Source organism: Gracilibacillus sp. Marseille-QA3620, assembly GCF_054950035.1.
In genome coordinates this window covers 3,275,465-3,296,603 of the sequence record NZ_CM143102.1, presented here as the reverse complement: position 1 = coordinate 3,296,603, position 21,139 = coordinate 3,275,465, and the positions used below count along the sequence as shown (strand labels likewise).

The 21,139-nt window shown below is 41.1% G+C and carries 18 protein-coding genes, 1 tRNA gene and 1 pseudogene; 16 read left to right on the top strand and 4 right to left on the bottom strand.

Going from position 1 to position 21,139, the window contains the following annotated elements; genetic code table 11:
- The first annotated feature begins 28 nt into the window (after positions 1 to 28).
- Entirely contained in the window at positions 29 to 1,807 is a 1,779-nt protein-coding gene (gene uvrC, locus ACY8DX_RS16595) for an excinuclease ABC subunit UvrC (RefSeq protein ID WP_049669939.1), read from the top strand.
- 40 nt (positions 1,808 to 1,847) lie between these two features.
- On the opposite strand, the gene ACY8DX_RS16590 is transcribed toward uvrC, so the two are convergent.
- Positions 1,848 to 2,303 carry a YslB family protein gene (locus ACY8DX_RS16590; protein ID WP_049669940.1) on the bottom strand — a complete coding sequence of 152 codons (456 nt, stop codon included), beginning with the start codon at positions 2,301 to 2,303 and terminating at the stop codon, positions 1,848 to 1,850.
- Between the two features lie 412 nt (positions 2,304 to 2,715).
- On the opposite strand from ACY8DX_RS16590, the gene ACY8DX_RS16585 reads away from it, so the two are divergent.
- The 5 genes from ACY8DX_RS16585 to ACY8DX_RS16565 all read left to right on the top strand — a co-directional run bounded on the left by ACY8DX_RS16585 (position 2,716) and on the right by ACY8DX_RS16565 (position 8,405).
- Entirely contained in the window at positions 2,716 to 3,333 is a 618-nt protein-coding gene (locus ACY8DX_RS16585) for a succinate dehydrogenase cytochrome b558 subunit (RefSeq protein ID WP_049669941.1), read from the top strand.
- A 61-nt stretch (positions 3,334 to 3,394) separates the two neighbouring features.
- Positions 3,395 to 5,155, top strand: a complete 1,761-nt coding sequence (sdhA, locus tag ACY8DX_RS16580; RefSeq protein ID WP_049669942.1) for a succinate dehydrogenase flavoprotein subunit — start codon at positions 3,395 to 3,397, stop codon at positions 5,153 to 5,155.
- Positions 5,156 to 5,157: 2 nt separating this feature from the next.
- Entirely contained in the window at positions 5,158 to 5,919 is a 762-nt protein-coding gene (sdhB, locus tag ACY8DX_RS16575; protein ID WP_462405623.1) for a succinate dehydrogenase iron-sulfur subunit, read from the top strand.
- 163 nt (positions 5,920 to 6,082) lie between these two features.
- Positions 6,083 to 6,268, top strand: a complete 186-nt coding sequence (locus ACY8DX_RS16570; RefSeq protein WP_156185553.1) for a hypothetical protein — start codon at positions 6,083 to 6,085, stop codon at positions 6,266 to 6,268.
- A gap of 475 nt (positions 6,269 to 6,743) precedes the next feature.
- Entirely contained in the window at positions 6,744 to 8,405 is a 1,662-nt protein-coding gene (locus ACY8DX_RS16565; protein WP_049669945.1) for an FAD-dependent oxidoreductase, read from the top strand.
- 263 nt (positions 8,406 to 8,668) lie between these two features.
- Here ACY8DX_RS16565 and ACY8DX_RS16560 read toward each other — a convergent pair whose 3' ends face one another.
- Positions 8,669 to 9,172: a DUF2798 domain-containing protein gene (locus ACY8DX_RS16560; RefSeq protein ID WP_049669946.1), complete on the bottom strand. Its 504-nt coding sequence runs from the start codon at positions 9,170 to 9,172 to the stop codon at positions 8,669 to 8,671.
- Between the two features lie 303 nt (positions 9,173 to 9,475).
- Here ACY8DX_RS16560 and ACY8DX_RS16555 point away from each other — a divergent pair, with 303 nt between their 5' ends.
- From ACY8DX_RS16555 to ACY8DX_RS16515, 9 genes and pseudogenes are all read left to right on the top strand, one after another.
- A complete protein-coding gene (locus tag ACY8DX_RS16555; protein ID WP_049669947.1) occupies positions 9,476 to 9,961 on the top strand; it encodes an acyl-CoA thioesterase in 486 nt (161 codons plus the stop codon).
- A gap of 109 nt (positions 9,962 to 10,070) precedes the next feature.
- The gene (locus tag ACY8DX_RS16550) at positions 10,071 to 10,295 is read left to right on the top strand and encodes a helix-turn-helix domain-containing protein (protein WP_049669948.1); all 225 of its coding nucleotides are present in this window, start codon (positions 10,071 to 10,073) and stop codon (positions 10,293 to 10,295) included.
- A 268-nt stretch (positions 10,296 to 10,563) separates the two neighbouring features.
- The gene (gene racE, locus ACY8DX_RS16545) at positions 10,564 to 11,379 is read left to right on the top strand and encodes a glutamate racemase (RefSeq protein ID WP_049669949.1); all 816 of its coding nucleotides are present in this window, start codon (positions 10,564 to 10,566) and stop codon (positions 11,377 to 11,379) included.
- A gap of 137 nt (positions 11,380 to 11,516) precedes the next feature.
- Positions 11,517 to 12,650: a GerMN domain-containing protein gene (locus tag ACY8DX_RS16540; RefSeq protein ID WP_462405622.1), complete on the top strand. Its 1,134-nt coding sequence runs from the start codon at positions 11,517 to 11,519 to the stop codon at positions 12,648 to 12,650.
- 121 nt (positions 12,651 to 12,771) lie between these two features.
- Positions 12,772 to 13,509 carry a ribonuclease PH gene (rph, locus tag ACY8DX_RS16535; RefSeq protein WP_049669951.1) on the top strand — a complete coding sequence of 246 codons (738 nt, stop codon included), beginning with the start codon at positions 12,772 to 12,774 and terminating at the stop codon, positions 13,507 to 13,509.
- Between the two features lie 45 nt (positions 13,510 to 13,554).
- A complete protein-coding gene (locus tag ACY8DX_RS16530; RefSeq protein WP_049669952.1) occupies positions 13,555 to 14,139 on the top strand; it encodes an XTP/dITP diphosphatase in 585 nt (194 codons plus the stop codon).
- Positions 14,136 to 14,648 carry a metallophosphoesterase family protein gene (locus ACY8DX_RS16525; protein WP_049669953.1) on the top strand — a complete coding sequence of 171 codons (513 nt, stop codon included), beginning with the start codon at positions 14,136 to 14,138 and terminating at the stop codon, positions 14,646 to 14,648. The genes ACY8DX_RS16530 and ACY8DX_RS16525 overlap by 4 nt, the downstream gene beginning before the upstream one ends.
- A 174-nt stretch (positions 14,649 to 14,822) precedes the next feature.
- A tRNA-Arg gene (locus ACY8DX_RS16520) sits at positions 14,823 to 14,896 on the top strand.
- A 401-nt stretch (positions 14,897 to 15,297) separates the two neighbouring features.
- Positions 15,298 to 16,656 (top strand): annotated as a pseudogene (locus ACY8DX_RS16515) (IS3 family transposase).
- Positions 16,657 to 16,838: 182 nt separating this feature from the next.
- Here ACY8DX_RS16515 and ACY8DX_RS16510 read toward each other — a convergent pair.
- Positions 16,839 to 18,821 (bottom strand): acyltransferase family protein, encoded by a 1,983-nt coding sequence (locus ACY8DX_RS16510; RefSeq protein WP_462405621.1) that lies wholly within the window; start codon positions 18,819 to 18,821, stop codon positions 16,839 to 16,841.
- 639 nt (positions 18,822 to 19,460) lie between these two features.
- Positions 19,461 to 19,796 (bottom strand): TM2 domain-containing protein, encoded by a 336-nt coding sequence (locus tag ACY8DX_RS16505; protein WP_049669955.1) that lies wholly within the window; start codon positions 19,794 to 19,796, stop codon positions 19,461 to 19,463.
- Positions 19,797 to 20,121: 325 nt separating this feature from the next.
- Here ACY8DX_RS16505 and ACY8DX_RS16500 point away from each other — a divergent pair, with 325 nt between their 5' ends.
- Complete coding sequence (locus tag ACY8DX_RS16500) at positions 20,122 to 20,868, top strand: SDR family NAD(P)-dependent oxidoreductase (RefSeq protein ID WP_462405620.1); 747 nt, start codon at positions 20,122 to 20,124, stop codon at positions 20,866 to 20,868.
- The last annotated feature ends 271 nt before the right edge of the window (positions 20,869 to 21,139 follow it).

Here is a 21,139-nt window from a genome sequence, read left to right as displayed (position 1 = left end):
ACACGATAACCAGAGGGGGGAACCCTTTTTGAAGCAGCATATAAAGGATAAGCTGGCGCTTTTGCCCGACCAGCCGGGCTGTTATTTGATGAAGGACCGCCAAGGCGTCGTCATCTATGTCGGCAAGGCAAAAGTGCTGAAGAACAGGGTCCGATCGTATTTCACCGGCTCGCATGATGGAAAGACCCAGCGGCTGGTTGCAGAAATAGAGGACTTTGAATACATTGTCACAAGCTCCAATATGGAAGCCCTCATCCTAGAGATGAACCTCATTAAGAAATATGACCCGAAATACAACATCATGCTCAAGGATGATAAGAGCTTCCCATTCATTAAGATTACAGCTGAACGTCATCCGCGTCTCATTATTACCCGCAATGTAAAGAAAGATAAAGGGAAATATTTTGGTCCGTATCCGAACGTGTACGCCGCTAACGAAACGAAGAAGCTCCTAGACCGGCTATATCCTCTTCGTAAATGTACGACCTTGCCTTCAAAGGTATGTCTTTATTATCATATCGGCCAATGTCTGGCTCCATGCGAGAAGCCAGTAAAGGAAGAGACATACAAGGAAATGACAGAACAGATCACCCGTTTCCTAAATGGGGGCTTTAAGGATATTAAGAAGGAATTGCATGAGAATATGCTGAAGGCATCAGATGAGCTGGACTTCGAGCGTGCGAAGGAATATCGCGACCAAATCTCCCATATAGAAGCGACAATGGAGAAGCAGAAGGTTGAATTCAGTGATTTGGCAGACCGCGATGTTTTTGGCTACGCGGTTGATAAGGGCTGGATGTGCGTGCAAGTATTCTTTGTCCGCCAAGGGAAGCTGATAGAACGGGATGTATCCTTATTCCCATTCTATGATGACCCGGCAGAGGAATTGCTGACCTTCCTTGGACAATTCTATGAGCAGCCAAATCACTTTAAGCCTCAGGAGGTTCTCCTGACCAATGATGTTGACCTTGAGCTTGCTGAAGGGCTTCTTAATGTGAAGGTGACCCAGCCAAAGAGGGGCCAGAAAAAGGATTTGGTCAAGCTGGCCGTGAAGAATGCACGGATTGCCCTGCAGGAGAAATTCTCCTTGATTGAACGGGATGAGGAACGGACAATCAAGGCTGTAGAGAATCTTGGGGAAGCTATGGGAATCTATACGCCGCATCGTATCGAAGCTTTCGATAACTCTAATATTCAAGGTGTGGATCCTGTTTCAGCAATGATAACGTTTATTGATGGAAAACCAGCCCGTAATGAGTACAGAAAATATAAGATTAAGACTGTCCAAGGACCAAATGATTATGAATCCATGCGTGAGGTAGTTAGGAGGCGGTATGCACGTGTGCTGCGCGAGAATCTGCCGCTTCCTGATTTGATTATCGTTGATGGAGGGAAAGGGCATATCGAGGCTGTCCGCGAGGTAGTGGAGGATGAATATGGACTAGAGATTCCGGTTGCTGGGCTGGCGAAGGACGATAAACATCGGACCTCGCAATTGCTCTTTGGGAATCCGCTTCAAATTATCCCGCTCGGACGCACAAGTCAAGAATTCTACTTATTGCAGCGGATTCAGGATGAGGTCCACCGATTCGCGATAACCTTTCACCGCCAGACTAGAGGGAAATCCACCTTCCAATCCACGCTTGATGGCATTCCGGGCATTGGAGAGAAACGGAAAAAGCTTTTACTTAAGCACTTTGGATCCTTGAAGAAAATGAAAGAAGCCGAGTTGTCTGATTTCACTTCCCTCGGCATTCCAGAAGCAAGCGCTAAGGCATTGAAAGAAAAGCTGGATGAACAAAAATAAAACCCGCCAACAAAATGTTGGCGGTTTTTTCCCTTTCAAGTTACAGAAAATCCTTATTGTCTGTTTTTACAGTGAAATATACAATATTCGCTCTTTTTTTCTGTTCCTCATAAGCTTCTGATACAACTTTTTTCATGTTTTCAAGCTGGAAAGCTAAGAAACCTGCCTCCAATTGAAAATTAGCGTGCTCATTGATTGCATATCTTCTTTGAATTAATTCTCCTGATAATTCCCATTTCACTTCATCATTTGATTCCTTCACGACGCGGAGATTGCCCCAGCCTGCATCTCTAAAGAAAGCAATCGTCTCATCTATAGTTGAAAGCGGGAACCTTCTTCCTAGTTGTTTTCCAGCCCAGTAAAGCAGCTGAGGTCCCTCTTTTCCTAGTAAGTCATCTAATAGAAATTCTCTAATTAATTCATAGCCAAAAGCCGGTATTAATGGTCCATTTTCAATGGAAGGCGCATTTTCTTCGATTTTTTCTTCTTTTGCCATGGTCTCCCCTCTTTCTTACTAATATTATAGCTTTATATAGGGTGTCACTTGCAACACTAATTATTAATTTCCATCATCTGGCCCGTACATGTTGTTAGATCAGTATGAAACGACGCATTATTTTCCTTCTATAGGGATTATTGGAAATACGGTGTATCCGTTTTCTTGACGCTGTTCCATTGTTAGGAGTAAAATAAAACCGTCACATAGTTGTAAGAATATGTGGAATTTTATTTGTATTTTTACTATTAACCTATTTACTTAGCAAAAAATATGTCTATTGATAGGTTAATGGGAGAGATAATTGCAGCATATAGATGACCTGCGGCAATTATTTACGAATAGCCTGCACTGTAAAGATGCACACCAGCTATTCAGTGATTTTTTTACATTAAGAGGGAGGGGTAAATCAATGGAGAGTCATCGCGAGTTTAACTATCGCAGGTTGCATTCTTTACTAGGGGTCTTGCCAGTGGGACTATTTTTGGTTCAGCATCTGGTCATTAACAATTTTGCAACCAGGGGGCCCGAAGCCTTTAACAAGGCAGCTGCATTTATGGAGGCATTGCCTTTTAGGACAGCGCTTGAAATCTTTATAATTGCATTGCCAATTCTTTACCATGCCGTATACGGAATCTATATTGCGTTTACTGCTAAATATTCAGTTGGCAGCTATAGCTACTTCCGTAACTGGATGTTTGCTCTGCAAAGGATTACAGGTATTATTACGGTCGTATTCATCGTTTGGCATGTATGGGAAACAAGGATTCAGGTTTTCTTTGGAGCACATGTCAATGCCAATATGATGGTTGATATTTTATCTAATCCATTTATGGTCGTGTTCTATATGGTTGGTGTTTTATCAGCAATTTTCCACTTTTCTAATGGTTTATGGTCTTTTGCAGTAAGATGGGGACTTATTGTAACGCCAAAATCTCAACGGATTTTTACATATATCACTGTCGGTGTATTTGTAATCTTGGCTGTCATGTCTGTCCGTACACTGCTAGCGTTTATCAACATGGCTTAATCACGAATAAAGGAGCTTAGCAGTTTGACACCTGCAAGTTATATAAGGAGAGGGTCGGTTTATGAGTAAAGGGAATATAATCGTAGTCGGCGGTGGTCTAGCTGGTTTGATGGCTACCATCAAAATCGCTGAAGTTGGACATAAAGTAGAACTTTTTTCAGTCGTACCCGTCAAACGCTCCCACTCCGTTTGTGCGCAAGGCGGCATTAATGGTGCGGTAAATACGAAGGGTGAAGGGGATTCACCTTGGGAACACTTTGATGACACGGTTTATGGCGGAGACTTCTTGGCTAATCAGCCTCAAGTTAAAGCGATGTGTGATGCAGCACCGTCCATCATTCATATGTTCGACCGTATGGGGGTAATGTTTAACCGTACACCTGAAGGTTTGCTTGATTTCAGACGCTTCGGTGGTACGCAATATCATAGAACAGCATTTGCTGGGGCAACTACTGGCCAGCAATTATTATATGCACTAGATGAACAGGTTCGCCGATATGAAGTGGCAGGACTTGTTCAGAAATATGAAGGCTGGGAATTCCTAGGCGCCGTTCTTGACGATGAGAAGGTCTGCCGCGGAATCGTAGCCCAAAATCTTGTGTCTTCTGACATTCAAGCATTCCGTGCGGATGCCGTCATCATGGCAACAGGCGGACCTGGAATCATCTTCGGGAAATCAACGAATTCCATTATCAACACTGGATCTGCTGCGGCAATTGTCTATCAGCAGGGGGCAACCTATGCAAACGGAGAATTCATCCAAATTCACCCGACTGCCATTCCAGGAGATGATAAACTCCGCTTGATGAGTGAATCTGCCCGTGGTGAGGGTGGACGTATTTGGACATACAAAGACGGCAAACCTTGGTACTTCCTTGAGGAGAAATATCCTGCCTACGGAAACCTTGTACCTCGTGACATCGCGACGCGTGAGATTTTTGATGTGTGCGTCAATCAGAAGCTGGGTATCAACGGCGAGAACATGGTTTACTTGGATCTCTCCCATAAGGATCCGAAAGAGCTGGACATCAAGCTTGGCGGAATCATTGAAATTTATGAGAAATTTACAGGGGATGACCCACGCAAGCTTCCAATGAAAATCTTCCCGGCTGTTCACTATTCTATGGGCGGCTTGTGGATTGACATGGATCAAATGACTAATATCCCTGGTTTATTCGCTGCAGGAGAATGTGACTTTTCTCAGCACGGGGCAAACCGCTTAGGCGCTAACTCCCTGTTGTCAGCCATCTATGGCGGAAGTGTTGCAGGTCCAAGTGCGGTTCGTTATGTCAATGGACTAGAAAGAAGTGCAGATTCTCTGCCTGATTCTTTATATGATAACCATGTATTTGAGCAAACAGAGAAATGGAATCACATCCTTTCCATGAACGGCACAGAGAATGCCTATTCCCTTCATAAGGAATTAGGGGAATGGATGACGGATAATGTAACGGTTGTCCGCTACAATGATAAATTACAAGAAACAGATAATAAGATTCAAGAGCTATTGGAAAGATGGGAAAACATTAATATCCATGATACAGCGAAATGGAGCAACCAAGGTGCCTCCTTTACACGTCAGCTCTTCAACATGCTGCAATTGGCCCGCGTTATTACGCTTGGCGCCCTTAAGCGTGATGAAAGCCGCGGTGCCCATTACAAACCAGATTTCCCTGATCGTAATGATGAGGACTTCATGAAAACAACGATGGCTGACTTCGTTGACAGCAAATCTGCACCAAATATTTATTACGAAGACATTGATGTATCACTGATCAAGCCACGGAAACGCGACTATACTAAGAGTAAGGGGGCTAATTAATCATGGCTGAGCAAAGTACGGTAATCTTTAAAATTCAGCGCCAAGACAACCCGGACTCTGAACCATATTTCGAAGAATTCGAGCTGCCTTATCGCCAGAACATGAATGTCATCTCTGCCTTAATGGAAATCAGGCGCAATCCTGTCACAAAGGACGGCAAAGAAACGAAACCTGTCACTTGGGATATGAACTGTCTTGAGGAAGTGTGCGGAGCGTGTTCCATGGTGATTAACGGAAGACCGCGCCAATCTTGTACGGCTCTTGTGGACCAGCTTGAGCAGCCAATCGTGCTTGAGCCAATGCGCACATTCCCTGTCATTCGCGACCTTCAAGTGGACAGAAGCAGAATGTTCGATTCCTTGAAAAAAGTCAAAGCTTGGATCCCAATCGACGGTACGTATGATCTTGGACCAGGGCCGCGTATGGCTGAGAAGAAACGCCAATGGGCTTATGAATTATCTAAATGTATGACTTGCGGCGTTTGCCTTGAAGCTTGCCCGAACGTAAATAGCAATTCCAACTTCATCGGACCTGCTCCGGTTTCACAGGTTCGCTTATTCAACGCCCATCCAACAGGTGCGATGCATAAAGCAGAACGCTTGAACGCTTTAATGGGAGATGGAGGAATCCAGGATTGCGGTAACTCCCAAAACTGTGTACAGGTTTGTCCGAAAGGCATTCCGTTGACTACATCCATTGCGGCTTTGAACCGCGATACAAACTTGCAAGCTTTCAAAAATATGTTTGGAAGCGATCATATTTAATCTATTGTAAGAATGGCCATCTTCCGATTGGGAAGATGGCTTTTTCTTTGAGGGGTAGAAAAATCTGTTAAAGAAAAGGGGATTTCAATAAAGAACGAGAATAGATTATAGATTAAAAGAAATAGAGAAAGGGTGAATGGTCATATCAATGGAGATGTCTTGGGTGAATACCATAACAGGTGTTCTTCCTCTTGCTATTATTGTTATTTATATCGCTCCCATTATTTTTGTCGTTTGGTGGGCAATCACCATGGTTAAGCTTCAAAGAGAAAGAAATATGATTCTGCATAGAATCGCGGGCAAGCTGAGTTATTTAAGCTATTTGGAGGATAAAGAGACCTTCAGGTAATAACGGGATTTTGAGTATAGACACAGAAAGGCTGGCTGCTATTTCTGTGTCTTTTATTTTGCGGATGTATAAAGTGCTAGTTGACTCTAGCAGGGCTCAATCGTCCTAAATCTAGACTATATTGATGTTGCTTTCCTCCCCTTATTATCAAAATAATTACATTCTTGCTAGTTTTTATATATAAAGAATGAATAGAAATTCATTTTTGGAGAGGGGCAAAAATGCATGGGCAAGATTGGTTATATCGATGACATGAAAAAATCGCTGGAGGGCTTCTCCTTCAGTTATTCAATCAAGGTGAGATTCTCTGAGCCGCTGTAATCAATTGTATGGAAAAATAACTTCATTCATCGTTTAAAGATTTAGAGGTTTAATTAAGTCTAATGAGTTATTGTATAACATGTGCTAAATAGTGTAAAATTTAACTGTCTGAATATTCATTGAAATTTTAAAAATATCATAAGGAGGTTTTTAAATGGGGTGGGATTATGAGTATGATGTTGTAGTAGTTGGCTCTGGTGCGTCAGGATTTTCGGCTGCCATTACAGCCAAAAAAGAGGGGTTAAGTACGCTGTTAATTGAAAAAGAAAAGTTTTTTGGAGGAGCTTCCGCTTTATCTGGCGGAGGTGTATGGGTTCCGAATAATCGATATTTGGTTGAAGCGGGAGCTGCCGACAGTTTTGAAGAGGCTAAATTATATTTAGATTCAACTGTTGGAGATTTAGTAAGTGATACAATTAAGGAAACGTATTTAAAAAAGGGAATCGAAATGCTGGATTATATGCATAATTTAGGTCCGCATATGAGATTTTCCTATGCCAATGATTACTCTGACTATTACCCGACGGTTCCAGGTGGAAAAGGAAAAGGCAGATCGATTGAACCAAAAGTGATAGATCTCAATGAATTGCAAGATTGGAAGGATACCCTTCTGCCTCCAGCTATGGATACAAAAGGGTTCGTTATGACAGGGCAGGATTTCGTCAAGGTTAATATGATTACTAGAACATGGGCAGGGAAAAGAGCTTCCTTAACATTGGGATGGCGTTTAATTAAGCACAAATTATTTAAAAAAGATTATGCGGCATTAGGTAGAGCTCTAATGGCTCGAATGGCCTTAACCTATAAGGATTTAAATGGTGAAATCTGGCTTAACTCTCCTTTTGTGAATTTTGTATACGAAAATGACAAAGTAACTGGCCTAAAGGTAAGCAAAGATGGAAAACAAATGACGATTAAAATCAATAAGGGGCTAATTTTTGGTTCCGGAGGATTCTCCAGGGATCAAGCAAAGAGAGAAAAATATCTTCCAAGCCCGCAAGATGTGAACTGGACAAGTTCACCAAAAGGGCAAACGGGGGATATTATTGAACCGTTTGCTAAACTAAATGCTAAGTTTGGTTTAATGGATAGGGTGTGGGGTGCACCTACTGTCATTAATCACTTGGGAATGCCTTTTTTCTTAGTTGCAGATAGAGGTCTTCCGAATATGATTATCGTTGACCAAGATGGCAATAGATATATAAATGAACCGACGCCATACCATGAGTTCGTCGATAAAATGTATGAACATAATGAAAAAACGGGCGGTAAAGCGATTACCTCATGGATTATTTTGGATGGGCGAGCTAAGAAGAGATATATCTTTACAGGTCTATTCCCGGGTCAGGATTTCCCTGAGGCCTACTATGAGAATGGTGTTGTTTTGAAAGGGGATACAGTCGAGGAATTAGAGAATAAATTAAATATTCCAAAAGGAAATTTAGTTAAAACGATGAACAGATTCAATGAGTTTGCTCGAAATGGAAAAGATTTAGACTTCCATAGAGGAGAAACAACACACGATCGATATTACGGGGATCCCTCCTTACCAAATCCTAATTTACTTGAAATCAATGAGGCTCCTTATTATGCTATGAAAGTTTATCCGGGCGATATCGGTACAAAGGGCGGCGTCGTTACGGACGAATACGCAAGGGTCGTAAAAGAAGACGGAACGGTCTTCGACAATGTGTACGCTTGCGGTAACTGTTCAGCTTCCATTATGGGGCATTCCTACCCTGGACCAGGGGCAACGCTAGGGCCAGGTATGACATTTGGATATGTAGCTTCCATGCACTGTAAAGATAAAAAATAACGATTAACAAAAGCATTTGAGTAACAAAATCAAATGCTTTTGTTATTTTGGGGGCTATCGATTTGGAATGAAAGGGTATTGATGAGATAGGATGACAAGATTATTGGTTTTTGGATTAACTAAGAAATGAGTGTATAAGAAAAGTAGATAAAATCGAAAGGCTGCTTACTGGGCGCAGCCTTTTCTTAATAAAAGCCGATTGGATAGACAAAACCCAATCGGCTGCATACGGTTGAAAACCTTATTATTCGTTCAGTGCAAAATTATGAATGCACAATTTCTCTATTCTGATCCTGCTTTAAATGAATGCGTTTCATTGCGTATCGTGCAATTGGCTGTGCAAGTAATAATTCAATCCAGAATGCAACGGCAAAGTTTCTAGGCCAGATATGAAGGAAGTTTTTCAAAGGTTCAAGGCTGATTTCTCCCAGGCCAACCCATGATCCGATAATCGATAGCAACAGGGAAAGGACCGTAACATTCAATAATGTATTTAATAAAATCCTTGCATTGAAACCATCTGTTTTTCCAATAAATTTAGGCATTACTTTGCCGACAACCGGACCGGCAACTAGTCTGACTAAGAGCACAACAATCACCCACATGAATGGAATAATCTTTAAGGTATCCATGTAGACATCTTTGCTGAAGCCTCGCTCTAGTCCCATAATAATTGGAGCGATAGTGTTGACTGAAATAATTGAGATAATCAGTAAGAACAGGATCCCTTCTTTGGCATTTCTGGGCAGTCTTGTTTCTGCATTCATAATGTTTGTCATCTCCATGAATCATATTTCAGATGGCAGACGTATCGCAAGACATATATTTTTGGCCGTAGGGTGACCAATATCTCCACACAAACTGATTTAACTATCCTATCATGATATTTTCATAGATTTCAAGAATGAAGAAGTTGTTGTCAGGTGAAAAAATTTTATGCTGGAATGATAAAGGAAAACAGTCTTTTTTATGGGTTTGTCCCTCTTTGATTGTAAAAATAATGACATTTTTGCTAGTTTTTATATATAATGAATGAATAGTCATTCATTTATAGAGAGGGGCAAAAATGCATGGGCAAGATTGGTTATATAAATGACATGAAAAAATGGATGGAGGGCTTCTCCTTCAGTTATCCAATTAAGGTGAGATTCTCTGAGACGGACATGTTCGGTCACCTGAACAATACTGTTCCATTTACGTACTTTGAGCAAGCAAGGATTGAATATTTTAAGAGCTTGGGGTTCATGCAGGATTGGGTCGATACAAGAAAAGAAACCATCCCTGTCGTCGCCGATCTGCAATGTGATTATCTTCAGCAAGTATTCTTTGACGAAAATATCCATATCATGGTAAAAGCAGAGAAAGTGGGCAGCTCCTCTGTTGATATTCATTATGCGGGAATGCGGGAGGACGGCAACCCTTGCTTTACCGGGCGGGGAACGGTTGTTCAAATTTCTAGGCATACGGGCAAGTCTGTCCCGTGGACAGATGAGATGAAGGAATTGTTCCAAAAGAGCGTCCATAAACATCCTCAAACAAATGTTGAAAAAGCCTGAAGAGGTTCTCCAAAATAGTCACTCCTTATCAACCTATCACATACACTATTTTGACTAAATATATACCCAATCCTAAGGTTATGGCTGGCAGCAAGGAGGGTTACAATAGTTGAAGGAGAACGATTTCACTCACAAGCCTTTACTCACAAAAAGAGAAAGAGAAGTATTTGAGTTATTGGTACAGGACAAAACCACGAAAGAAATCGCCAAGGATCTATTCATTAGTGAGAAAACCGTGAGAAATCACATATCCAATGCGATGCAGAAATTGGGCGTAAAAGGCCGTTCCCAAGCGGTCGTTGAACTTCTTCGGATGGGTGAGCTGGAACTATAAAAGCACATAGACACTCTTTTCCTTTAAAGAGTGAGCGGTTCTGGTCCAAATCCTTATGAGTCCATATAATGAAAGAGCAGAGGCGATGTTCAGCTTCCCCTTCACACATGACAGGGAGCTGGATTTCATGCCGAAGCTCTCTTTTTTTTGTGCTCCTTACGGGTTGGAAAAAACACAGACAAATGATAAAGTAAACAGAGTCCAGGTTTCATAAAAATGAACCGGTACATGATAAAGAAACGCATTATGTAGATAGAGGCGATATGAAGTGGATAGACAGAACCCAATCGGTCTGATTGACTCAGGGGTTGGCGGTTTAACGGTATTAAAGGAATTTATCCGTCAGCTTCCCAATGAAAACTTAATCTACTTAGGTGACACGGCAAGATGTCCTTACGGGCCGCGCCCGATGGAGGAAGTACGCCAATACACATGGGAGATGGCGAATTTCCTGCTTGAGCATAATATCAAGATGCTCATCATAGCCTGCAATACAGCGACGGCTGCTGTGCTTGAGGAGATGAGGGAAAAGCTTCCCATTCCTGTCCTCGGTGTCATTCAGCCAGGTGCCCGTGCGGCTATTGATGTCTCTAAAAATAGGAATATCGGAATTATCGGCACAGCCGGAACCATCAAGAGCAAAGCCTATAATAAAGCTCTATTAAGCATCCAACCAAAGGTGCATCTTGAATCATTGGCCTGCCCGAAATTCGTCCCTTTGGTTGAATCCGGGGAATGGAATAGTGCGATTGCGAAGAAAATTGTGGCTGAAACCTTGAAGCCGCTCAAGAATCGCAGCATGGATACGCTCATTCTTGGCTGCACCCATTATCCATTATTAAAGGAGCCCATCTCTAATTATATGGGGTCATATGTCACAGTAATCTCATCCAGCGAGGAAACGGCCAGGGAAGCAAGCGTGCTGCTTGAACATACTGGCATGCTGAATTTGGATAATGAAGAGCCTGCTTATCGTTTTTATACGACAGGCTCCCGCAGAATCTTCAAATCCATTGCTTATTCATGGCTTGGAGAAACGGTTGAGACGGTTGAACATGCTAAACTTACATCACTGAATATGTGAGAGAAATCTCTATAGAAAAAATCTCCTGACGGGAGATTTTTTTGTTGGATGCACGGAACTTTTTCTTTTGGAAGATGGCATAAAATAAGCCAAGCCTCGTATAAATGTAGTACAAACAGTCTGAGGAGGTATGGTGTATGCCTAAACGAACAAAATCGGCATTAGCAGCCACGTTGCTTGTGACCACCACATTGGCATCGGGATGCGGGATGCTTGATTTTCAAAAGAAGGAAGAAATAGACCCACCGCAGGATATTGCATACTTAGAGGACTCAACGGAGACTGAGGTAACCGCGAATGTTGAAACAGAAACGAGCGACGGAACGGTAGAAGAAAAGGATGCGGCTGCCAAGGAAGAGGGTGCTGAAAAAGCAGAGGAGAAAGGCGAAAAGGCAGGTACAAGTCAAACGGAGATCTACCTGATTGATGCGAACGGCTATGTCGTCCCACAGACATTGACCCTTCCGAAAGCAGAAAATGAGGCCAAGCAGGCACTTGAATACATGGTTGCCAACGACCCGGTAAGCGAGATTCTTCCAAATGGTTTCAAGGCCGTCTTACCGCCTGATACAAGCATCAATAGCGTTGATATTAAAGATGGTGTAGCAACGGTCGACTTCTCGAAGGAGTTTAAGGAATATAAGGCAGAGGAAGAGACAAGTATTCTGGAGGCCGTCACCTGGACACTCACACAGTTTGAAGGTGTGAAGAAGGTGAAGCTGCAAATTGAAGGTACAGCCCTGAAGGAAATGCCGGTCAATAAAACGGCCATCCCTAGCAATACATCAAGAAATATGGGCATCAATACAGATACATCGGAATCTAGCGACATTATGAACACGCGTCCAGTAACGGTCTACTTCATGGCCGGTGATACAGATAATTATTACTATGTGCCTGTGACAAAGCGCATCAGTAATGCGGAGGGGGATGTGGAAGCGGTCCTTGCGAGCTTGATTAAGGGGCCGGGCTACTCTACACCGCTTGTGAGTGAATTCAGGCCCGATACAGAGCTTCTCGATGAACCAAGCGTGAAGGATGGTGTCGTCAGTCTGAATTTCAATGAATCCATCTATTCAAGCTTTGATGGGGAGGAGAAGGTCGTATCTCAGCATCTGCTGAATGAATTGGTCCTATCCTTAACAGAACAGAAAGGGATTGAAAAGGTGGACGTCCAGGTGAATGGGGAATATGATTTAATGCAGGAGGACGGCAAGAAATTAACCGAGCCAGTCTCCCGTCCGGAAAACTTAAACACAGGCGAATATTGAGAGAAAGGGCAAGCCTGCGCGTGCGGGTTTGCCTTTTTTGCTCCCAATTGTCTTGGATGCTTTTTAATTAAAAAAGGGTATGCTAAACTTAAGCATGATGGGAACATATTAGGAGGTACTTATGAGATTTGATGGTCGAAAAATTGAGGAGTTAAGACCCGTACATATAGAAACGAATTATATTAAACATCCGGAAGGCTCAGTGCTGATTTCTGTGGGTGATACGAAGGTTATCTGCACAGCGAGTGTGGATGACCGTGTTCCGCCATTCATGCGCGGGGAAGGGAAAGGCTGGATCACAGCTGAGTATTCCATGCTTCCGCGTGCGACTGAGCAGCGGACAATGAGGGAATCAACAAAAGGGAAGGTGACCGGCAGAACGATGGAAATCCAGCGTCTGATCGGACGAGCTCTCCGCGCGGTTGTTGACCTTGAAGCGTTAGGCGAGAAGACCATCTGGATTGATTGTGATGTCATCCAGGCGGACGGAGGAACACGCACAGCTTCTATTACCGGCGCATTCGTTGCCATGGCACTTGCGCTTCATAAATTGCAGGAAGCAGGCAGAATTGCTTCATTCCCGCTTAAATCATACCTGGCTGCGACCTCTGTTGGAATCATTGAAGAGCTGGGTGCCGTTCTTGACTTAAACTATCATGAAGACTCCCGTGCACTCGTTGACATGAATGTGATCATGACCGGAGCGGAGGAATTCGTAGAATTACAGGGAACTGGTGAGGAAGCGACGTTCACCCGTGCCCAATTAAATGAATTGCTTGATTTAGCGACTGCAGGAATCCATCAATTATTTGCGGCGCAAAAGGAAGCATTAGGGCCGATTGCCGAGAAAATCAAGTAAAAGCGTAGATTCTGCGCTTTTTCTTATCTTGAGAGGAGAGAGACTATGAAAACCGTTTTAATCGCAACGAAGAATAAAGGGAAAGCGAAGGAGTTTGAAGCACTCTTCGCCCCAAAAGGCATCAAGGTGCTGACATTGCTCGATATCGAGGACGCCATTGATGTGGAGGAAACAGGCACAACCTTTGAGGAGAATGCCATCCTGAAGGCGAAAGCGATCTCTGAGCAAATGAATATGACCGTCCTATCTGATGACTCAGGGCTCATCATTGACGCTCTGGACGGCCGTCCAGGCGTGTATTCCGCACGCTATGCCGGACCAGCTAAAAATGACCGGGAAAACTATGAAAAGGTGCTAGAGGAAATGAAGGACGTTCCTGACGAAAAGCGGACGGCAAGATTTTATTGTGCCATAGCGATGGTCGGTCCAGAAATCGGCACCATTACTGTATCAGGAACATGTGAAGGCTATATCGCCCGTGAGCCTCAGGGTGAGTACGGCTTCGGCTACGATCCAATCTTCTATGTACCCGAGAAAGAAACGGTCATGGCTAATCTAGAGCCGGCTGTGAAGAACAAAATCAGCCACCGTGCCAATGCCTTAAAAGCATTGGAGGCGAAGCTTGGATGAAAGCATTGATCGTCAGTGACAGCCATGGACTCTATGATGAACTGCACGAGCTATATGCCCGCCATAAGGATGATGTAGACATCTTTATCCACTGCGGCGATTCGGAGCTGTCTCAAGAGGATGATGTCATTAAGCCTTATGCAGCTGTACAAGGCAACTGCGACTTTGGTGATGATTTCCCGACCGATAGTGTTATCAGCTTAGATACATGGTCTATCTATGTTACACATGGACACCTATTTAATGTGAAATCCACCTTGCTCAACTTGAGCCTCAAAGCGAAAGAAATGGGCGCAGAGATCGTCTGCTTCGGTCACTCCCACATCGCAGGGGCTGAAAAAATCGATGACTGCCTCTTTATCAACCCTGGCAGCATTCGCCTGCCAAAAGGCAGCCGGTACAAAACATACGCGATCCTCGAAAAACAAGGAAACAAGGCAATCGTTGATTTCTACACATTGGATGGGGAAAAATTACCAAGCTGGCATTTAAAAACAACCCTTTCCTAAAACGCAAAAAAGTTGTATAGTAGGTGAAGGAGATTCATCCTCTCCTTCACCGAAAAAACTTAAAAAAACTTTTTCAAAAAAGTTATTGACTTAACGGTGGACAGCAGATATAATAATAAATGTCGTCAGGCGATGATGACAAAAAAGAAAAACGAATTACATACTTCTTATCATGTCCCAGTAGCTCAGCTGGATAGAGCAACGGCCTTCTAAGCCGTCGGTCGGGAGTTCGAATCTCTCCTGGGACGCTACTAAAACGTTGGAAAACGTTGAAACAAAGCCTTCTTATACGTTGGATTGATACGGTCAATGTACCGGTCAACTGGCGAATAAGGAGGCTTTTTTCTTATGACCAAACGTAAAGCATCACTCGTTGTTCAGACGGATTTATCCGATCTGTTCAGAGCATCGCCTCTAACGCAAATCCACAAAAATGTTACTCGATTGATAAAGTGCTCTCAACCGTCCTTAAGCAAATGAAGGCGGTGGGCCTACGGGCAATGACGATCAGCGATTACGAATTCATGTGACACATTTTGCGGAAACGACTAAGCGCCAATACTCTTGAGGCACTAAACGCGCATCACATATTCGAATGAACTGCTCTCCAATTGTTAGACACATTTAACAATTGGAGGAGCAGTTTTTTATGGCGAAATATACATCAGAAGAAAAATTACAGGCAGCACTACGTTACTTAGAGGGCAATGAAAGTTCCCATGAGATTGCTAAATCAATTGGAATAGATCATAAAGCGATTCTTAAATGGGCTAAACAATATCAATACAATGGTGTAGAAGCTTTTATAAAACGATATACAAATTATTCAACACAGTTTAAACTAGACGTACTAAATTTTATGATTGAAAATGGTACGTCCTTAACTGAAACAGCGGCTATCTTTAAAATAGCATCTCCTACTTCTCTTCGAGAATGGAAGAAACAATTTGAAACAAAAGGATTCAGTGCCCTTCAATCAAAGAAAAAGGGGCATCCATCCATGAAAAAAGATTCAACGATACAGCCAAAATCAGTACCGGTAAAAGGCTCTACAGAAGCACTTCAAGCAGAAATTGATCGTTTGCGTATGGAAAATGAGTGGGTATTTAAAAAAGTTGAACGCCTTAGTTCAAGCCAAGGGAAAATCACCAAAGAAGACAAAGTAAAGGTCATCTATGAATTAAGGCATAAATACACGGTGAAGGCACTTGTTTCATTCGCGGACATTCCACGCAGCACGTATTACAATTTAGTAAAAAAGATGAATCGACCTGATCCAGATGCCGAGTTAAAGGATGAAATTCAAGCGATTTATGGGGAGCACGAAGGGCGTTATGGGTATCGTCGTATTCGTGATGGGTTGGCGAATCGTGGGCGAAAAGTGAATCATAAGAAAGTTCAACGCATTATGAAAGAACTTGGTTTAAAATGCGTCGTTCGTATGAAGAAATATAAATCTTATAAAGGTAAGGTCGGTAAAATCGCACCAAATATTTTGGATCGTAACTTTACAGCGGAAGCGCCAAATGAGAAGTGGGTAACGGATATTACAGAATTTAAATTATTGGGCGAGAAGCTGTATTTATAGCCTGTATTAGATTTGTTTAATGGTGAAATCATTACCTACACAATTGGCTCTAGACCAACCTTTTCACTTGTTTCAGAGATGTTAGAAAAGGCTATAGATCGTTTGTCAGAGGAACACCAGCTACTGATACATTCAGATCAAGGTTGGCATTATCAAATGAAACAGTATCGCCAGGCCCTTAAATCAAGAGGCATTGTGCAAAGTATGTCTCGCAAAGGGAATTGTTATGACAATTCCGTGATGGAGAATTTCTTTGGCATCATGAAGTCTGAATTCCTTTATTTAAAGGAATTTGAAAGTATAGAACAGTTTAAATTTGAATTAGAAAATTACATAAACTATTACAACACGAAACGCATGAAGGCAAAATTAAAAATGAGTCCGGTGCAGTACCGAACTCATTTTACCCAAGCTGCCTAATGAAATAACCATGTCTAACTTTTAGGGGTCACTCCAGATTTTGACTCTGAACTTTTGGGGTGCACTTCAGCCTCGGCCTTTTCTTTTCACAGAACTTAGATTTTTTAAATCAAGATAAAAAGATAACCAACACATTATACTTCAAATAAATTTTCCTTTAACTATATTTCCTTTAAACATAGTTAGTCTTTGAGTATCTCGTTGATTTTTTCATCAAATATAGGCCCGAAACTTTCAGAATAAGTATTCGTTAAATGTCTATTATCTCGGTAAATTATAATATTACCAATAACAGGCTGGAATTTTCCATTTACTCTTAAGTAATCAGTTAAGTCAATTTTATTTAATGATTCATTTTTATTTTCAAATTGTCTCCAAAAGCTTTCGTCTTTCTGATTATCTTCTGAATTCATTCTTTTTGTAGTGTGTTCTAGTCCACCTGTTTCTAATGATTCCAATACATTAAAACTATATCTAGGAACATCACGAATAGCTAATACTTCAATCCCATATTCATCTTTAACAGACTGCAGCTGACCAACCATTTGTTGTTGTATTTTATTATTAGACGTATCAGAAGCTGTGGCTTGTGCAACGATAAGATCTACATCTGCATGCTTTAGATAATCTTTAACATTATTGTTCCAGATACCTTTTAAATCATTATCCGAATACCCTGTTGAAAATCGTGTACCTGAACGAGTCAAACTCAAGACTCGATAATTTTCATCTTTTGTGGCTTCTAATATTGCCCCTAACCAATGTTCTGAATGAGAACTGCCAATCAGAGCAATTGTAGCATCGTAATTTTTAGTTTTTCCATATTCTCCTATCTTTAAGTCGCTGTCATCTAACTCCTGATTACTGCCATCCAAATGCGCCTGTGGTAAATCATTAAAGACTTCAGAAAATGAAGGTATTGGTTCTTGATCAGGTATACCATCAGGATTTTTCGCAGCTAACGCTCCGGGATAATTTTTATCCGTTATTTTGTTTTCCAGTCTATTTTGATCTATATATGCCCCAATAAATAGCGATGCAATTAAGAGTACATTTACACTGCCCATTATCCCTAATCTCTTAAATGAGAACTTATTGTCCTTTGAGCTTCGAATTGGCTCTTCTATATATTTTGTCATCAAAAACGAAAGGGCAATTGATGAAATGATAATAAGAGTTCCAACGATAAATCCCGGAGTTTCTTGGACATTATAACGATAGAATTCTAATAATACCCAATGCCACAAGTAGATTCCAAAAGCAATTCCGCCTAGCCTTACCATTACAGTTGAACCTAAAAAGCGTTTGACACCATATTTTGTATCGCGTGCTCCAGATAAAACAATGAATAATGCGCAGGTCATTGGCCATAAGGCAATATACCCTGGAAACATCTCAGATACATTGAAAACTATTCCAGTTAAAATTAAACCGATTAATCCCAGCCAACCTACCACTGCAGCAGTAAATTTATTTACCTTAATTGACGATAAATTGATACAGAGCAAACTACCTAAAGCAAATTCCCACACACGTGTCATCGTAATGAAATAAGCCCATGGCTGATTGACAGATGTTAAATATACTGAGTATATAAAAGAAGAAACAAATAATACTCCTAAAACAGTATTTATTAATGTTTTAACTTTAGTTAATTTATATTTTTTTATTAAAAATAAAATTAAAGTAAATATTAAAAACCAAATTATATAAAATTGTCCTTGTATAGACAAAGCCCAAAAGTGTTCAACAGGTGTTTTCATTTGGGTGGAATCTAAATAATCCGTGCTCGAAAAAGCTAGTTGCCAGTTTTGATAAAAAAACATTGAGGCAAATACTTCCTGTATAGTTTTATCTAAAATTGATTTAGGTAATAAAAACTGACTCAAAACCAGAACAATTGCAAGAATAAAAAATACAGAAGGAAGTAATCTTTTCATTAACTTTGTGACATATGGCCGAAAACGAAATTCCCCTGTTCGATTAATTGTGGAAATTATTGAAGTAGTAATAAGAAAACCTGAAATTACAAAGAATACATCAACCCCACCAGAAACACGATTAAACCATATATGATAAACCGCTACCAGTAATGCCGCGACAACGCGTAATCCTTCGATTTCGGGTCTGAATTTACGTTCAATATTAATTAATGGTTGATTCACTAGATTCTATCTCCCTACTTTTTATCATTTTCTTCGTTGTTAAGCTATAGAGAACAACTCATTTACAATATTACAATTTTATATAAAATATGACAATATTTTCATTGCGGAAAACGTTCAAGCACACGATGGACACGGGCAATTTATCGACTACATTCCCGGTGAAGGATAGTTAAACGATAAAGGCGAGCCGATTGTCACGCCGGAATACACATCACCAAACACAGCCATCTTCAGCATACGGCACGGGACTTACGACTTTTAATTGAAGGAGGTGCGAAGCAATGAACGTGGACGGAAATGAGGTGATTCAGATTCTATCGTAGCGTATCGGCCAACTTGGGATTGAGTTTGCGGTTAAGACGGAGCAGTTGGTGAAGTTAGAGCAAGATAATAAGGACTTATAGATCAAGTATAAATTTAGAAAAAATTATATATAATCAATCTAGTAGTAGGAGGTAATTAAAAAAAGCTGAACTATAATCAAGTACCGCTTAAGCTTGATTATAGTTCAGCTTTTTTTAGTAAAATTTCCATCCATCATTCAGTTTTGGGTGCTGTAAATTTATTACCAAACTCGATTGAGGTATGTTTGCATTAAATAACGTCCCGATGATAGACATTAGTCATCCTAAACGTCTATTCTCTTGTTTCAACCTTTGTTGCATTTATGGTCACATTATTGATGATAATGATATTGTTGCTATTATTGTTAGTGGTGGTATTTACATTACCCCTATAGTGATGATGCACTCGTGCGAATCTGTAGTTATACTCATCTACCATTTTGCTTAGACGTAATGCGTCAATGAGCAAAGCGATACCGAAGAAACCGCCGGTGAAGAGATAAAGAATGCCCATGCCATAATTACGTAAGTAGAATTGATGTCCTCCAAGCAGTCCTAAGAAGAACCAAACTGCATAAGCCGTGCCTTTGGATTTCCTTCTTACAGGGTAATTCTCATAATGTTTCATCTATGTTTCCTCCTATATATGGCACTTTAAACGTAGATATCTTTCCTGTCTATATGTAGATTAAGGTAATCAAATAGATAGGAGAGTCTAGGAGATTTATTTTTTTAATATAACTAATATTTCTTTTATCTGATGAATAATCTCGTACATAAAACAATAAGTAGCTTTTATGGTATACGCTATACTTATAGGAGTTTTTCGATTGAAAAGACAACCAAAGACTTGCATGACTAGCAGTTAAAAAATTATTAGAATATTTATGAGTGATTATTCTGATAAAATACACTCTTTATCTAAAAATACAAAGAAGAGGAGAGATGTTAGCATGTTTGAAATCCAAGGTAAAGTTGCGATTGTTACAGGTGGAGCAAATGGAATAGGAAAAGAAGCTGTTAAAGCGATCCTGAAAAAAGGCGGGATACCAGTCATTGCAGATTTTAATGAAGACTTGGGAAATCAAACTGCAGAGGAATTAAATGTTGAATTCGTTAAGGTCGATGTATCAGATGAGACTCAAGTGAAAGAAATGGTATCATATGTGGTGGAGAAATATGGTCACCTTGATATTATGGTTGCTAATGCGGGGATTGGCGGTGGAGGCAGTACACTGGACCTTCCAACAGCTGAATATGAGAAATACATTGGCGTTAACCAAAACGGTGTATTCTACTGCAGCCGTGAAGCAATCCGCCAAATGGTTGCGCAAGGCACAGGCGGAGCGGTCATTAACGTTTCTTCTATTCTCGGTTTAGTCGGTTCAGCGGGTGCTTGTTTCTATAACATCAGCAAAGGTGCAGTAAGATTAATGACGAAGTCGATGGCAGTAGAATTCGCACCGCATAATATACGCGTGAATAGTATCCACCCAGGCTATATTATTACGGGCATGGTAAATGAGGACGTGGCAGGAGCGGAAGGAATCGAAATGTTAAAATCACTTCATCCGCTCTCAAAAGGAATCGAACGTCTTGGAAAACCGGAAGAAATTGCGCATGCTATCATTTTCGCCATCGAAAATACCTTTATGACTGGAGCGGAAATTGTCGTAGACGGCGGATATACTGCTCAATAAAATAAAACGTGTATTGAAGAGCACCTGCCAATGCAAGCAGGTGTTTTTCTTTATAGCGATACCATGCAATTAATCTAATAGAAGAGTGGTGATAGCTCTTATTCAAATACGACATAGCGGATGATGAAGTTGGAGGATAAGTTGTTAAAAGAGATTCTAAGGTTGAGCAGCTACTTGATGAGTTTGCGGACAGTCACTAATATGTAAGACCCATCAAAGGAATGGGAACTTGATAAATAGATACCCCGAAAGAATGAAAAAGGATTATTCA